This is a genomic window from Paenibacillus sp. UNC451MF, from assembly GCF_000686845.1.
GTDB lineage: Bacteria > Bacillota > Bacilli > Paenibacillales > NBRC-103111 > Paenibacillus_S.
This window is the reverse complement of the sequence record NZ_JMLS01000002.1, coordinates 399,423-415,270: the sequence shown is the minus strand read 5'-3', so window position 1 is coordinate 415,270 and position 15,848 is coordinate 399,423. Positions and strand designations below refer to the sequence as shown.

Genomic DNA, 15,848 nt, shown 5'->3' with positions numbered 1-15,848 from the left:
TCATGATAAGAACAAAAGTAAAGTTGCAAGTTCAAAGCTCCGGTGTTTCTGGGGACGGTGCGACTATCAAGCTCAGCGAAGCTATAGCAAAAAAATGGAAGATTCCATTTCAAACTCCACTGAAACTATGCTTCGGAATCGGGCGGCAGGAGGTGACGGTCGTACCCTCATCACAAGCCGGTCTCCTGCAAATTAGCGCTTCGCTTGCTTCTAAATGGAATTTGTCTCAGAACGACAACCTGTGTCTTCGTTACAAAGCGGGAACACGTACCATTCATATTGGTCCGCTTATTGGAGTAATGGTCAGCAGTGTTTTTGCCAACATGCCTGATAAGCCTTTTGGAGTCAATACTGCATTTTGCCGTGAGCTAACCGAAACATGCCAGAAGTACGGGGCAGCCGTCTTTTTTTGCACGCCCAAAGATATGCAGGGTCAAAGCGATATCATAAGAGGCTGGCATTTCACGGCGAACAAATGGGTAAAGTCAAGCTTTCCGATTCCGAATGTCCTTTACAACCGATTAACCTCGCGAAAGACGGAAAACAAACCGAATGTTCAGCATTTCATCAAGCAAGTGAAAGGTCGTAAGGACCTCGTATTTTTCAATGACAAGTATTTGAACAAGATGGAAGTATTCGATGCGTTGAAAAAGGAGCCGGGGCTGAACGCGTATTTGCCGGAATCGTATTCGCTGCGCAATTCCTCGGTACTGAAAACGATGTGCGCCAAGTATCCTATTGTGTTTCTCAAGCCGGTCGGAGGGAGCTTGGGCAAAGGGATTATTCGCATCACTCGGAATACGGGAGATTCTTACACTTGTCATTACACGAGCAAGAATGGAGTGCGCAAAAAAACATTTGACGGCTTGAACGAGCTTTACGACTCGGTTACGGAGAAAGTGAAGTCAACGCGCTATCAAATTCAGCAGGGCATTAATCTGCTCACGGTAAACGGACGCCCAGTTGACTTCAGAGCGGTAGTGCAGCGCGGAGAAACCGGGAATTGGGGCGTCACATCGATTGTGGCAAGAATCGCCGGAGACCATCACTATGTCTCCAATCTTGCCAGGGGCGGCTCGCTGAGCACGGTTAAAGACGCAATAGCACGCTCTGGCAACGCTGCTGCGTCAGGAGGGAACGCAAAGCTGAGGCGGGTAGCCTTGAAGATTGCGAAAGGGATAGAAACACAAGTACAAGGGCATTTTGCCGAGCTGGGTATCGATTTGGCTCTGGACTCTCAAGGCAGGGTATGGCTTATCGAGGTCAACTCGAAGCCTTCGAAAGACGACAATGCTCCGCTCTCTGACGAAGGTAAAGCACGCCCATCCGTCAGGAAAATTGTTCAGTATGCCAGATTTTCAACGAAATTTTAGTGAAGCATGGTTGCCGACGATAGTTGTAATCCCTAATAAACAGGATCGCTTACGCCTGGGTTGCAGGCAGAAGCGGTCTTTTATTTGTATTCCTGGCTTCTTGCCTCGGAACAAACGAAGACCCCGTCTTGAACCGACGAGGTCTTTTTGGTATGACTTTTCATGACTGTGGATCGTAGCGAATGTTTATCTGGCCTTCGCTGAATGGTTTGCCGTTTTGCGCTTCGCTGCTCCTGCAGCAAACCGGGATGGCTTTGCTGGCGTTTTGGATAGATGAACGCTGTATAAAATCAGGTTATCCAACGATTTTTGACGAATATGGGGCTCATCGAACTTCATTGGCTTGGAATTGGCTTCAAAAAACCAGATTTGTCCCGTCGTGTCGACTCCAAGGTCCATCGACATTTCACCCAGCATCGTTTGGCTTGCTTTCTCGATTTGCTTAGCTATGACTAGCGCGGATTTTTTGGCCCGCCTTAATATTTTTTTGCTGACCGTAGGGCCGAAGCCCGCATCGAGCAGTTTGGCGGGGTCATCAATGGAACCGCCCCTCGGAACATGAGTTGTAATACTCAGCTTGCCCGCTAGCCTGGCGCCGATACCGGCAATGCTCCATAGGCCTTTATTGTTTTTCTGAACGAGCACCCTAAGATCGTACGGACGCTGTTTATAGTTAGCGAGAGTGATGCCTTGCTGTATGATGTAATCTTTGTTGCCTATCGCTTCGCGGATTTGAGTCCACAGCTGGGGGACGTTCGAGTAGCGGGAAATATGGCTCTTCGTCTTATTTTGAATACTTAATTGATACTTCCGGGTTTTAGCTGATTTCTCTGGAATCTGGCTCACCTTCATGATGCCTTTTCCTGCCTTGCCCCGTATCGGTTTCAGATATAGGTTTTGATGCTTCTCCAGCAAATGCTCCAAGTCCTCGCTTGTCGTCAGCTTTTGGGTTGCGGGGATTAAGGTTTGAGTGTTTTTCGATTTATTCAGCCACTCGAATAAGGTCCATTTATTGAAAAAGGTTGGATTGAAAAAGTGGATTTTACCGTGTCTCATACATACTTGAAGCACCTGCTGTACCTCAGGGAGCAGCTCGAATTTACGGTACGGAATCCGGTTATAGATAACGTGAGGAAGCGGGAGCAGCTGTTTTTTCCACTTTTTCGTTTGAAAGTTGTAAGAGTAGCCGAGCGCTTTTTTGCCGACCAGCTTGAAGTCGTTGGTGGTCATGACATATACCAATACGCCTTTTTCCTCGCCGGATCGGATCAAATCGATAAAATTTTCCTGATTTCCCCGAAAAACCCGGTTTTCATCGGCGTAAGTGAGAATGGCCAGCGTCGGCTTTTGCGGGGTCTCGTGAAGTTCGATATCCACTCAGGTATCCCTCCTTGGTCGAAATCGGCTAAGGTATAGGCAGTAATCGTAGATATACTGCAGAGATGCCTTACCTTCTCCTTTTAGGGCGGGATGCTTGAAGATAGAACGGCCTGGCTTGGAATTGGCCTCGAACATCCAGATTCGTTCATTTTGGTCTATACCGATATCAAAACCGAGTTCGCCTAGTGTATGTCGACTTTTTTGCTCTATCGCTTCAGCGAGGTTAATCGCCGTTTCTTTAGCGCTGGTTAACACTTGATCGGCACGGCTGCCGAAAATCTGCTTCAGAACCTGTTCCGGAGTAAATAACTGACCTCCGTTCCGCACATGTGTCGTTACGCTTCCTTTTCCCGCCTTTTTGGCTCCGATGCCTGGGACTACCCATTGGTTGTTAATGTTTTTGGTAAGGTGGAAACGAAAATCGATAGGACAGCTGTCGATCTCAATCAACCGTATACCCTGCTGTGCTACGTAATTATTCAGGCGGCCGTTGTTGCGGTTCAACAGCGACATCAGCGATTCGAACTTGCTGAAGCGCAGCAGAACGTTTTTGTCACCGCGTCGGAAGCGGGCGTAATATCCTCGCTTGGGATTGTAGGTGAGCCGGTAAATACCGATACCGAGACTGCCTGCAGTAGGCTTCAAATAGATGAATTTGTGCTTATCCAGCATTTCCTTGATCTGGTTTGCAGATGGATTGATATGCGATTCAGGAACGTATTTGAACGCATCGGTTCCTTCAAGCAGATTGTAAATGTCCCATTTCTCAAAAAATGCCCAGTTGAACAACGGAATGCCGCGTTTAACAAAACGCTGCTTAAACGCGTTCATCGATGGCTGCTTCTCGGACTTGCGGCTTGGAAGCCGATTGTAGACCACGTCCGGTAGAGGGACGGTTTTACGATACCAGCCGCCTTCTTTGCGGGGGAAAGTACCGGTGACCGTTTCCTGAGACCAGTTCACGTCCTGGGGGGAGAAGCCGAAATAATACGACCGGTCCGAGCCGACCCGCATGAATTGGCGTATAAATTCCGTACGCTGCCCAAATGGCGCGCCGGTTGGCGAGACACTAGTCAAGATCCCTATTAAAGGGCCTAAGCGAATATCCTTGCCGTTGCTGCACTCAACCAAAGTGGTGCCTAGTTGAGGAATACGCAGCTGAGACACGATGGACATAGGCACATACAAATGGCTGCCCGTTTTTTTCAAAAGCTTGAAACCTGCGGAGGCGCTTTTACTTCCTAGTTGCAGGGACACGGATTTTGTTTTCGCCAGCTTGAGGGTTCTCGCCAATTCACTAGTCAAGTAGATGACTCTTTCCTGTCTCTGTGTCACATGAATCGTGCAAGTTGTCAAACTCATGGTTTTCCTCCTAAGAGCTTTGCGTAGCAAAGCTATCTTCGTAAGCAGTGGCTGAGCTTTGCGTAGCAAAGCTATCTTCGTAAGCAGTGGCTGAGCTTTGCGTAGCAAAGCTATCTTCGTAAGCAGTGGCTGAGCAATGCGTAAACAAAGCTATCTTCGTAAGCAATGGCCTTAAGCTTGGTCGGGAAGCGACGAAGCGTCGTCCGAACGTCTGCGGGAGGATTGAGCTGACTTTACAGCGTGCTGGGCTCCAGCCGCAGGTTCTCCCGTTCGAGGGTGACGCAGCAAATAGCGGGCATATCGAATCGGATTGGCCAATGCATTGTAGCGAGCTTTCTTATCTTGTAAGAAAGAAAAAATGGACCGGCCTGGCTTGGAATTAACTTCCAAAAGCCAGATGTGACCGGTTATATCGACTCCAAAATCGATGCCAAGCTCGGCAAGTCGACCGTGAGACTGCTCGAGTGCTACCGGAATCTCCTTGGAGAGTCTCTTCAACTCGTTCAGAATGCCCTCGGATCGAACCGATCCGAACTGGGCGTTGAGATAAGCTTTTGCGGGCTCCACGGTTCCTCCACCATGCAGGTTAGAGGTCAGGCTGCCTTGTTGACCTTTGCGCACGGCCATCCCGGTCACCTGCCATTGACCGGAGCCATCCTTTTGCACAAGCGAGCGTACATCGTACGCTTCGCCGGAGCGTCCTTGGAGCGGCAAATACTGCTGCAGCAAATAGTTGCGCTGCTCCGTGATGCGACGCAGCCAGCGCATGAGCGTCGCTGCGTCGGCGAAGCTGCGCGCTACCTTGCCATTGCGCGCGTCGCGCCCGATCACGGTAAACGCCGCAGCGTTTGCCGTGGTCTCCTGCGCAGCGGAGCCGGCAGCGTGCCTGCGCGCCTGCGTGCCTGTGCGGCCCGGAGCTCGCCGCACAAGCAGCACACCGCAGCCCTGCGAGCCGGCCTGAGGCTTTAATAGCACCTCGGAGCGGGCTCTAAGCCATTCTGCCGCCGTGCGCACGCTTTTCATTACTTCCGTTTTCGGTAAGTGGCTGCTAAAGCGTCCGTCCTGCTCCAGCATTTGCTGGACCTCCCATTTTCCTTTCAGGCCATACCCGAGAAACAGCGGGGTTTGACGGTTTCTTAGTTCTTGAATGGCTTCGCGGTACACCGCATACTGTTTGCGATTCGTAAAGAAACAACGGTCATACACGACATGAGGCATCTCATAATCCTGGCAGTTCCACCTGCGGGCTGCTGCATCAAAAGCATAGCCGGTGATAGTGCCTTCGGACCATCGGATGCCTTGAGGGGTAAACACGAACACGGTCAGTCCGGCTCGGCTGCCGATCAAGCAAAGCTTACGGTAAAAATCACGGCTCAAAAAAGGGGGGTACCCTTCTGATTGCGTAGTCATGATGCCGAACAGGCGTATGGGCGACGGGGTCATCATGGTAATCACCTCAACATCCGTCAAAATTTAGCTGCGTATCGGGAGTACTGTACGATCCTCTTTACGGAGGGACGAACCTTGCCCTCTGACCATAAAGGGGTATTGTCTTCCTTAGAAGGCTTGGAATTGACCTCAAGAAGCCATATTCTGCCCTGCGTATCGACCGCTAAATCGATGCCCAGCTCGGCGAAATGAGCGCTGATGTGCTTTTCGATTCCATTGGCGATCAATAGAGCAGCACGCCTTAGCTTAGGCGCGCAGCCTGCTGCAGCAGTGGAATGGGAATGTTCCAGTGCGTCCTTCACGGTTGACAAACGGCCTCCGCGAGCCAAATTGGAAACGAATTGTTGATTCCCGGCAATTCTGGCCACAATGGAAGTGACCTCCCATTCGCCAAGCTCATTGCGCTGGACCAAAGCGCGAAAATCCAGAGGTTGCCCTTCAATACATATCAGATCAAGTCCCTGCTGAATTTGATAGCGCTGCTGTTTGATTTTGCCGGATATAGCGGAGAAAAATCGGCTTAACGACGGAAACGATTGTTTGCGAGCGCCATTCAGATTGGTGAAATGACCTACATAGGAAAGGTCCGCTTGCCTTGTGACGCGAATAATCCCTTTTCCCAGACTCCCTGTAACAGGCTTAAGGAAAATAACGGGATACTTGGCGCACATCGATTTTAATATTTCAAAATTACGCAGCAGATGAGACTCCGGCAAATATTTGTGGAGCTCGGTTGCGTTGTTCAGCGCATCGAACACCTCTGTCTTGTTCAAATATTTTTCATTAAACAGAATTGCTTGATGCTGTGTTTTGGCATGACGAAAAAACTGCTGGACATTGTCGCGGTTTTCCAGCTTTCGGGAAGTCAGACGGTTATAAATCACATGAGGCATCGGGAACGTCCTTTGCTCCCATTTGCCCGTATAACGCCACCCATTGACCGTTTGGCTTTGATCGTTCAGCTCATCCGGGGTAATAAAGCATATGGAGGCACCGAACAGCCTGCAGGTATCGTTTAACTCCCGATAAAAGGCTGTTGTGGAACCGAAAGGCTTTTCAACGTTCACGGAATTGATACGGCTGATCAATACACCGATTAACGGCCCGATGTGAAGGGTCTGGTCGTTTGCTTTGTATTGCAGGCACAGCGAGTCGCCGTGTGACAGCCCCCATAGTGCAGCAATGGAAGCGTGAATGCGAAGGACATCTGCCAGTGTAGTTGTAACGACTTTGACCTCATGTTTTGCCGAGCCGAAGCACAGCGTGAGCGGGGTTTGCACAGGTATCTTCCATTTTTTCCGTACGATGTCGCTCAATATGAGGGTGTTATCGTCCAAAGAACTGCTGGCATTAGAAATCTTAATAGTGACCTTCGTTCTCCTCACTCCGGCAGCTCCTTCCCTTCGCCAGCTTGCAGTAATCTCAAGTGAACTACTTCATCATATGAGGGCGTTTTGCCCTTGGTGAAAAGAAACTGCACCGTTAGGCGAAGGAACGATAAGAACTTGTTTTCTTGAAACAGGAGAGGGACAAAGGAATACATGAGGCTGACAACATTTCTTGTGAAAAAAATGGCACAAAAAGGAGGAACAAAGGGAATAATGTAGAAATAAATAAAATAGGCCTTAAGACTTATGGATATTGTAAACAAATTGGAAACCCAGAAAGTAGGGGCTGTTTTTTTGAAAAGAATTGATTTGTAAGCGCTGCTATTTCAAAATTGAACACAAAAATCATAGAAGCTGTAACCATTTTTTTGCTTTTTCCGTCCATACTAGTGAGGAGAGGCATTTTCTTATACGAACGATTTCGTTGTTCGTACATTTTCAAGCAGAGGAGAGAACAGTATGAACCGAACAAAAATTTCATGGTTGTTGACTATACTGGCTGTTATTCTGTTAGCCCTAACGGTAGGCTGCGAGCATCAGCAGGCATCTGCGGGTACATCGGGTAAACCGGCTGCGGCACCGACTGCCGATCCTTCCGTTAATGAGGGAGATCAGGGGTCCGAGGCCGCTTCGAATAGTAATGACGCAACGCCAAACCCTCCGGCAAGCACGACACCAGAGCCTTCCAAGGCTGCTTCGGCATCGGAATCCAATGCAACAGAGACAGCTGTAACCTCTATTAAATTTATTAGTCCGACAGAAGGCTGGGCAGGAGGAGACGGCGTCGTACTGCATACAAAGGATGGAGGGGTACAATGGGAGAAGCAATATCAGGGACCGGGTCAGATTGAGGCGTTTTCCTTCATAGACAACAGTAAGGGATGGGCCTTTGTCCGAACGGGAGGCGCATCAGGGGATTCTGGCAGTACAAATAGTAAAGTGCAAGGGCGACTGCTGCAGACAACCAATGGCGGAGCGCTTTGGTCGGTTGTTTCACAGTCCGCTCCAATAAGCAAAAGCATCCGTTTTATATCGGATCAAGAAGGCTTTAGCGGCAATCAATATACATCGGACGGCGGCAAAACCTGGACTGCACTTTCGGTTCCTGCAAATATAAAGGGAGAGCCGTTCTTTATATCCAAAAGTCAGGGCTGGGCCGTGACGATGAAAGAACCGAATTATCAGGTGCAGCTGACAAAAGACGGCGGTAAAACATGGAAGCCTGTATGGACGCATTCGACGGTAAGCCAAGTGACGAATGCCGTTATCCGTTCAACGGAAACGAGCGATGCGTGGGTTTTGCTGATCGGGGAAACGGGCATGAATCAGACCTCCTACACACTGCTGCATAGCAAAGATGAAGGGAAGAATTGGAAGACCGTTGTTGCCAATTCTACCGCAGGAGGCGGCCCGGCTCCAGGCTATAAAATAGGCGAGCAGCCCGGACCCAAAGGACCGGGAACCAAGCCTGGGCAGTTAAACGCAGTAAGCTCTGATGTGGCATTTTTGATAGGGGAGTGCGCACCGTGTGGGGATAACGGAGCCGTAACGGTGGGTTCGACGCAGGATGGCGGCATTTCGTGGGTGAACGGAAGCCAGCAGCTCCCTGGATTGAATGCGAATGCATCGTTCCTGGATGGTAAGAATGGTTGGATAATGGTCGGTTCTTATAATCAACCCTCGAAGCTCTACCAGACCGTTGACAGCGGGAAGAAGTGGACTCAGGTGCAGACGTTCGGCAAGCCAAGTTCTTAAATCCAGTTGTAAATGACAATCACTGTGTTCATGCAGAGAGAGATTGCCTCCTGCTGCATGAGCACAGTGATTTTTTCTGCAATGCCTATATACTTTGTCTCGATAATCGGAGGACATCCAATAGAGGAACCTTTTTATTGGTGCGGTCGTGGTACAGCTCGCTGCCCTTGATATGATCGATAAAGAGCACGCCGTTCAGATGGTCAATTTCATGTTGAATGCAGCGGGCGAGATAGCCATCGCCTTCAAGCGTTATCGTCTCACCAGCCCGGTTCATGGTCGTTAATTGAACATACTGGGCTCTCTTAACGATGCCTGTATGCTCGGGGAAAGAAAGACATGCCTCCGGACCACTCTGCTCTCCGCTCATTCGTATGATTTCAGGATTAATCAGCTCGATCAGACCGTCGCCGCAATCCATAACAATGACTCTTTTTAAGATGCCTACCTGGGGGGCGGCCAGTCCGGCTCTTCCATCCTCTGCATATAATGTGTCCGTCATATCGTCGAGCAGCTTGTACAGCTTTGCATTGAACTCAGTGACAGGTTTCGCCGTCTTGCGCAAAATGGGGTCGCCGAAAGGGACGATTATTTTCTCAGCCAACGTTTACTGACCTCCTTGAGCAATTTGTTTTGCTGGCGTATACACCCATAAATCGTTAGGTGTACATTCCAACGCCGTGCATAGTGCGTCCATTGTTTCGGCCTTCATCTGACGCGGCTGTCCTGCGAGCAGAGCACTAATGGAAGGAGGGGACAAGGAATAGTCGGCTTTCTCCTTCAGTAGACGGGCTAACGCCGCTCCGCTCCATATGCCTCTGCTAGCCATAACCTGCCTTAACATCCAAACCAGCATAACTATGACCTCCAATGTCTATTGTTGAAGTTATAAGTAGATTATTAGTTGTCATTTTAAATAATATTAGGTATTACCTAATATTATTAGTTGCCAGGTAAAATGTAAAGCTAAAAAACGCTATGCCTATACGATTATAGGAGCATAGCGTTTGAAGGAAGTTAAGACTCATCCGCAAGAGGTGTACTCTGCGGAGGGAGTTGGTTTCATTCTTGAGATTACAGCCAGCATAGCTACCAACAAGATTCCGAGAACAACGAGAAACCACAGGGTAAAAGATACCGACGCATGCTCCATGAATCGTCCGGTTAGCCAGGAAAAAGCGGCCCCGCCGATTCCGCTGGCGGCAATGAGTTTGCTGGTCGTTTGCTCGGTTCGTCCAGGGAACAAGGAATTGCTAAATATAAGTGCAATAGAAAACAAGCCGGACATAAACAAGCCGATTAATAAAATCATGATGAAGGCTCCAACCAGCTGCTTCATTAATGCAAGACCAATCAATACGAGAACTGTAGCTGTAGAACACCAAAGCAAATAACGGACATATCCATATTTCTCGGCGAGAAGGCCGCAGACGAGTCTGCCGAGCACCATAGTCCCCCAAAAGAAGCTCACGCTGAGCGAGGCGACTGCTGCGTTAACATCCATCGATTCCAGCAGGATGGATGGCAGGAAGTTCACAATGCTCATCTCCAGTCCCACATAAATGAAGAACACGATAATACAGCAAACGAGCATTGTAGAGGAGAGCTTGCTGCCGTACTTTAAGCTGGTAGACCTGGGTACAGCTGCTGGAGTTTCAGTTTCAGCACCGTCGGTTATGTTAATGAAACTGCCGTTCGCCGCACTATAGCGCCACCAGATGAAGGCCAGCAGGAGCGCAAAGAGGGAGGTTCCGAAGAAGGTGAACTCCCAGCGGCCGTTAGCTATAAGCAAGCTGATGGCAACTGGCATTAGCAGTGCCCCTGAACCAAAAAACACTTCGAGCCGGCTCATCGCGACAGCTTTCTTGTCTTCTATGGCGTCGATAATCAATGCGCCGACGGTCGATTCAATCATTCCCGAGCCAAAGCCAACCAACGGCAAACAGAGTAATACGACAGGCCAAGGGGGGAGAAGGCCGATGATCAAATAACCAATACAGATGAAATATAACGTAAAAGAGAGCATGCGGATCCGTCCTAACCACCTGGACCACCACGGCTGAGTAACGACGCCAAGCAAAAATCCGAAAAATTGGGTGAAGATCAAGTTGCCCCCATCTGCATAATCGCGTCCATAGTGTGCCATAAGCTCGGGTAAAAGGGCGGCGGCAACGACGGAAGTAAATCCGATCAGTAAATAAAAGCAGCAGCCGATCCAGACCAGCTTACTCATGAGCGTCCTTCTTTCCCAATGACCTTATCGCTGACGGACTTCAGCGCCCATTCGATCGCATCGGCTACGCCGTTTGCTGTGTAACGAGCTTTTGCTCTTAAGTCTGGATGGCTGTTAGCCATGGCAAAGCTGTGCGGAGTAGTGGCAAACATGGACACGTCATTGAAGGAATCTCCGATGCAGAGCGTCTCTTCCGGCAAAATGCCGAGATGCTCCTGTAGAGCTCTCAATCCGTTACCCTTGGATATATGGCGCGGCATCACATCTAGGCAGTCCACATCGGCAACATAGGCGTCGATGTGACCGCCGTAAGCCGATAGCAGCTGCTTTTGCAAAATAAGCAGCTTTTCAATATCCCCTAAAAAAGTAATTTTGCCGCAGATTAACTCTTTACCCAGTGCCTCAACCGCATGAGGCATCACATGAACCGGAGCTAACAGGTTAGCTTGAATATGGGCGTTGCGTTCATTTAGTTCTGTAAGCACATAATGATCGGGAGCACACATGACGGTTACGAAAGGCATATCCAAAGCTACGACTGCCAATTCCTTGATCAAGGAGGTTTCGAACGTGTCTTGACGGATAAGCTTGCGCTCTGCCGTATGAACGTAGGCTCCATTCTGGGATACGGCGGGAACTTCAAGCTCGAGCTCGTTCATTACATGACGTATCTCTGGGTACATCCTTCCAGAGGCGAAGCATACCGAGATTCCGTTTTCAAGCGCATTGTATATCGCTTGACGATCTCTATCGTGAATATGATGGCCTTTTTGAAGCAGCGTTCCATCCAAATCGCTGACAATGAGTTTGATCATCGCTCGTTGTCTCCTTTTGCTACTATAATATCGATCTCATGCTGCTGCAGAGCCTCTTTCATCTCCGCAGTCGGTTCTTCGTCGGTAATAATGATATCGATGGGGTCGAGTCCGGATATGCGGTTAAACTGCCGCTTGCCGAACTTGGTATGATCTGCAAGCAGTATAACTTGATCTGCCCGGCGCATCATTTCTCTTACGAGAAAGCCCTCTTCCTCATAGGGATTGGTCAAACCGTCCGGCGTAATGGCACAAGTACCTAGCAGCAGCTTGTGGACATGATAGTCGCCCAGCATTTCCAACGCGCGTGCTCCGTAAATAAGCCTATGCTCCGGATGAAGCTTTCCACCTAGCAGATGAACATCGATGCCCTCCTTGCGATTTAATATGTCGGCGATATCAATAGAATTGGTGACAACGACATGTCCGTGGGTATGCATGCTTTCGGCAGCGAATTGGACCGTTGTCGATGCGTCTAACAAAAGATAGTCTCCATTATGGATAAGGGTGGCGGCCATGCGGCCTATAGCTTTCTTTGATTCTGTGGTGGCCTCGTCACGCAGTCTGTCACTGTAATTGGCTACGTGATTTGAAAGAGTAGGAAGTATGGCGCCCCCGCGTGTACGCAGGATGCTTCCCTGCTCTTCAAGGCGAATGATATCCCTCCGGGCCGTATCTCGCGAGACGTCGAACAGTTCGCAGATCGTTTCAATACTGATTCTCTGATGCCGCTCCAAATGATGCAGGATACCGATTAGTCTTTCTTCCTGGTACAATACGTCATCTCCTTTCCTCATCGGAATCATTCATGGTAAGTATAGTATAAGGCATTTTATGCATAATGCGCAATGAATTTTAAGTAAATTTAAGTATAAGTGCGTATTTATAAGTTTTTTTCAAAAGGATTTGAAAGCATCCCCCGTTCTTATGATACAATGCAGAAGTACAAGCTTACTCTAAAAACTCATGGATGTTACTTGACGAGAGACGGAAGGATTGGGTTTCATTTGGCTGTAAAAAAAGCAAAGTTACTGGAGCTGGATATCGTAAGGGCTTTTGCCATTTTGGCGGTATTGTTCATACATAACACCTCGGAGGCAACCGTTGAGCTCCCTGTAGGCAGCGTATCGCAAGCCGCGTATCTTGCCATTAACAAGTTTAGCAATTTTGCCGTGCCTGTCTTTATTTTTATTAGCGGCCTAGTGCTGTTCTATCGTTATGTTGACGACTGGAGCGGGAAGCAGGCGGTGACCTTCTATTTGAAACGGGTCAAGCAGGTGCTTTTTCCGTATTTGATCTGGTCCGTCTTTTATTACCTTTACAATCAATGGATTTTCGATCCGACTCAGCTGCACTTTGACGGAGCCGAGTTCCTAGATCTGCTGCCTTGGGCGGATGCCTCATATCATCTTTACTTTATGATCATCATCGTACAGTTTTATCTGCTCTTTCCTTTGCTCGTTTGGCTGTGCAGAGTGTCGCAAGGATTCCGCAAAAATCTGTTTTTTATCGGAATTGCCATCCAAGCCGCTTGTTACGGATATGGTCATTGGATCGAGCCGCTTCCTCATAGTGCATCGCTCTGTGTAACTTACTTTAGCTTGTTTGCGCTAGGCGGTTATCTGGGAATGAATTATCAGACTTTTAGCACATGGATCGGTAAAAATATCGGTTGGGTGCTGCCGTTAAGCGTACTTCTGGGTGTTAGCTTCATGGGCTTGTTCTTGTTCGAAGAGCTGAAGGGCATGACCTTTGATAATACTTGGTATGAAATTATTTTCAATACCTATCCGATGTTTGCGGGCATGAGCTTCATATGGATCGGTAAAAAGCTGGTTCAGCACTGGCCGCTCTTGACCAAATGGCTGCTTTCGCTAGGGGCCGTATCGTACGGTATTTATTTGATGCATCCGGCAGTGCTGACTTATTGGCGCACGCATGTGCCTAATACTAGCGGCCCAATGATAGATTATCATCTTTACACTTTGACCGCCTTTGTTCTAAGTCTGGCTGTGCCTTGGCTGTTGGCTTACGTCTATGGACAAACGATGAGAAGGCTACGCCCTACTCCGAAAAAAAAGCTTTCCCAAGGAACAGCTTAAGAAGTTCAGGCATAACTAGCCCTTTATCCACTTTCGGATAAGGGGCTTTTTTGACGATACAGGCTTGTCCGAAATGTAGAGTGCTATTTTTCCTGAAGGCTTCATACAATGTATCGTACAAGTTGTGATGAAATGGAGGGAGCGACACTTGAAGGGAACGAAAAGTATTGTACTTATGGGCTTGGCGCTAGGCATGCTGTTTTATGCAGTGCCGAGACTGGACTTGAGCTCGGAAGCTATACTGCCAACCGTGTTCGGCATTGCGTGGATCGCCTTCGCTCTGCTGATCATCGCTGCGCACTTGCATGAGCTGCTCGGGGTGGATGAGGAAGCCAGAGAGGAAATGGAGAAGGTCAAGCGAATGAAAAAATGGCAGCTGGAGCAAATGGTGCAGGGCAAGCGCAAAATGCTGCAGTTCAAAAAATAACTGTCCAATGTTGAAAAACCCGACCGCAGCCGGTCGGGTTTCTTGCTGTGTGCAGCTTATTTGAATGAAGCGTAGCCTTGGTCTACCATAACAACACTGCCGTTGATGGCTTCCGCTTCTTCCAATGATAACAGATAGACCGAATTAGCGACCGTTTCCGGCTTCGTTAATTCTCCACCCATAACTTTGGCCCGCATGCTGTCGACCATTCCTCTATCCTTGAAGCCTTGAATAATCGGCGTATCTACTGCGCCTGGAGCAACGGCTACAACGCGAATGCCGTAAGGTGCAAGCTCTAGTGCGGCCGATTTGCTCATCATAATGACTGCGCCCTTAGTAGCGTGATAGGCGAATGTGCCCGGCGAGGCTAAGAAGCCGAACACGGAAGCAGTGTTAATAATGACACCGCGAATTCCGAGCTCTTTCATTTTATTCCCTGCTGCCATAATTCCGTAGGCAACTCCGTGCTGATTAATGCTGATCGTACGATGGTACAGATCCATGTTTTGCTCCAGTACAGGCCCAGCGCCGCCGATTCCTGCATTGTTGAACATTACATCGACACGTCCATAATGCTTCTCTGTTGAATCAAGCAGCGCTTCAACTTCTTCCTGCTTGGAGACATCGACTTTGACGAAGATGGCTTCGCCTCCAGCTTTGATGATTAGATCAACGGTTTCCTGTCCGCCTTTATCGTTATAATCGGCTACCACGACGCGATCGCCCTTACTGGCGAACTTCAGACACGTTTCACGGCCAATGCCGCTGGCTCCGCCTGTAATAATAGCAACTCTTTTTGTGCTCATACGAATCCCTCCAGATGATGCGATGGGAAGGCGATATTGTTCATATCCCTACATCGCTATTCTTGTCTTCGTTCTACCTTGATTGTACTCTTGTAATGGAGGTAAGTATATTTAAACTTAATAAGGTGTAACTTAAGTTTTGCTAAACTATAAATAATGAAGCTAACCTGTCTTTTTGGGGGGGAGATGGCTTGTACATCGGAGAAGTTGCTTGTTAAGCGAGCCAGAATCAGTTGTTTGTGATGTCTATCATTTGCAGGAGCAATAATCAAAAAAATCCGGCCGTGAAGGCCGGACTTTTTTGATCCAAATCAAAGCAGAGAAATGACGAGCAGTTCGTACAGCACGAGCGGCAAAATCACATTGTTGAAACCGCCGCCTCCGAAGAACGGGTTGAAAAATCCGCGAACATGGGTTGGCATCATTTGCAGGTACAAATGGAAACCATCGGTATCCACGATAACACCGTCATAAGTGTGACCGTGAATCGTTTGCACTCGAACGGGTCTCTGTAAGTACTGATTGCATAATCCATGGATATGTTCTTTAGTGCTTTGCAGCGTTTGTACGACCGACGGGTCCATTTGAAATACTGTTTGCATTTGAGTGACCTCAGGCTGGTTATACATGGGCGGCACCTCCATTCAGTATACGGTATCCTATGCATTTGCCTAGATCGAGGTTCTTGTTGAGATGGGCTTTTTTTTAGACGAAAGAAATCTTATAATGAGAATTAGTACAGATGAGTACAGAATAGT

The 15,848-nt window shown here is 48.6% G+C and carries 15 protein-coding genes; 4 read left to right on the top strand and 11 right to left on the bottom strand.

Going from position 1 to position 15,848, the window contains the following annotated elements:
• Window positions 1-2: 2 nt before the first annotated feature.
• The gene (locus BP97_RS0105005) at window positions 3-1,373 is read left to right on the top strand and encodes a YheC/YheD family endospore coat-associated protein (protein ID WP_028548107.1); all 1,371 of its coding nucleotides are present in this window, start codon (window positions 3-5) and stop codon (window positions 1,371-1,373) included.
• 186 nt (window positions 1,374-1,559) lie between these two features.
• On the opposite strand, the gene BP97_RS35355 is transcribed toward BP97_RS0105005, so the two are convergent.
• From BP97_RS35355 to BP97_RS0104985, 4 genes are all read right to left on the bottom strand, one after another.
• Entirely contained in the window at window positions 1,560-2,744 is a 1,185-nt protein-coding gene (locus tag BP97_RS35355) for a YheC/YheD family endospore coat-associated protein (RefSeq protein ID WP_064745666.1), read from the bottom strand.
• 6 nt (window positions 2,745-2,750) lie between these two features.
• Entirely contained in the window at window positions 2,751-4,115 is a 1,365-nt protein-coding gene (locus BP97_RS0104995; protein WP_028548106.1) for a YheC/YheD family endospore coat-associated protein, read from the bottom strand.
• 171 nt (window positions 4,116-4,286) lie between these two features.
• Window positions 4,287-5,561 (bottom strand): YheC/YheD family endospore coat-associated protein, encoded by a 1,275-nt coding sequence (locus BP97_RS35350; RefSeq protein ID WP_081823955.1) that lies wholly within the window; start codon window positions 5,559-5,561, stop codon window positions 4,287-4,289.
• Window positions 5,562-5,581: 20 nt separating this feature from the next.
• Window positions 5,582-6,949: a YheC/YheD family endospore coat-associated protein gene (locus tag BP97_RS0104985; RefSeq protein WP_028548105.1), complete on the bottom strand. Its 1,368-nt coding sequence runs from the start codon at window positions 6,947-6,949 to the stop codon at window positions 5,582-5,584.
• A 462-nt stretch (window positions 6,950-7,411) separates the two neighbouring features.
• Between BP97_RS0104985 and BP97_RS0104980 the strand changes: the two genes are divergently transcribed.
• The gene (locus tag BP97_RS0104980) at window positions 7,412-8,707 is read left to right on the top strand and encodes a beta propeller repeat protein (protein WP_028548104.1); all 1,296 of its coding nucleotides are present in this window, start codon (window positions 7,412-7,414) and stop codon (window positions 8,705-8,707) included.
• Between the two features lie 85 nt (window positions 8,708-8,792).
• Here the strand turns inward: BP97_RS0104980 and def are convergent, their stop codons facing one another.
• The 5 genes from def to BP97_RS0104955 all read right to left on the bottom strand — a co-directional run bounded on the left by def (window position 8,793) and on the right by BP97_RS0104955 (window position 12,531).
• Window positions 8,793-9,311, bottom strand: a complete 519-nt coding sequence (gene def, locus BP97_RS0104975; RefSeq protein WP_028548103.1) for a peptide deformylase — start codon at window positions 9,309-9,311, stop codon at window positions 8,793-8,795.
• A gap of 3 nt (window positions 9,312-9,314) precedes the next feature.
• A complete protein-coding gene (locus BP97_RS0104970; RefSeq protein WP_028548102.1) occupies window positions 9,315-9,563 on the bottom strand; it encodes a helix-turn-helix domain-containing protein in 249 nt (82 codons plus the stop codon).
• 168 nt (window positions 9,564-9,731) lie between these two features.
• Window positions 9,732-10,940 carry an MFS transporter gene (locus tag BP97_RS35345; protein ID WP_051620370.1) on the bottom strand — a complete coding sequence of 403 codons (1,209 nt, stop codon included), beginning with the start codon at window positions 10,938-10,940 and terminating at the stop codon, window positions 9,732-9,734.
• Complete coding sequence (locus tag BP97_RS35340) at window positions 10,937-11,755, bottom strand: Cof-type HAD-IIB family hydrolase (RefSeq protein ID WP_051620369.1); 819 nt, start codon at window positions 11,753-11,755, stop codon at window positions 10,937-10,939. The genes BP97_RS35345 and BP97_RS35340 overlap by 4 nt, the downstream gene beginning before the upstream one ends.
• Window positions 11,752-12,531, bottom strand: coding sequence for a DeoR/GlpR family DNA-binding transcription regulator (locus BP97_RS0104955; RefSeq protein ID WP_028548101.1), 780 nt, complete (start codon window positions 12,529-12,531; stop codon window positions 11,752-11,754). The genes BP97_RS35340 and BP97_RS0104955 overlap by 4 nt, the downstream gene beginning before the upstream one ends.
• A 231-nt stretch (window positions 12,532-12,762) precedes the next feature.
• Between BP97_RS0104955 and BP97_RS0104950 the strand changes: the two genes are divergently transcribed.
• Window positions 12,763-13,857 carry an acyltransferase gene (locus BP97_RS0104950; RefSeq protein ID WP_231506215.1) on the top strand — a complete coding sequence of 365 codons (1,095 nt, stop codon included), beginning with the start codon at window positions 12,763-12,765 and terminating at the stop codon, window positions 13,855-13,857.
• A 148-nt stretch (window positions 13,858-14,005) separates the two neighbouring features.
• Window positions 14,006-14,284: a hypothetical protein gene (locus BP97_RS0104945; protein WP_028548099.1), complete on the top strand. Its 279-nt coding sequence runs from the start codon at window positions 14,006-14,008 to the stop codon at window positions 14,282-14,284.
• 56 nt (window positions 14,285-14,340) lie between these two features.
• Here the strand turns inward: BP97_RS0104945 and BP97_RS0104940 are convergent, their stop codons facing one another.
• Complete coding sequence (locus tag BP97_RS0104940; RefSeq protein WP_028548098.1) at window positions 14,341-15,090, bottom strand: SDR family NAD(P)-dependent oxidoreductase; 750 nt, start codon at window positions 15,088-15,090, stop codon at window positions 14,341-14,343.
• 311 nt (window positions 15,091-15,401) lie between these two features.
• Window positions 15,402-15,719 carry a hypothetical protein gene (locus tag BP97_RS0104935; protein WP_028548097.1) on the bottom strand — a complete coding sequence of 106 codons (318 nt, stop codon included), beginning with the start codon at window positions 15,717-15,719 and terminating at the stop codon, window positions 15,402-15,404.
• Window positions 15,720-15,848: the final 129 nt, after the last annotated feature.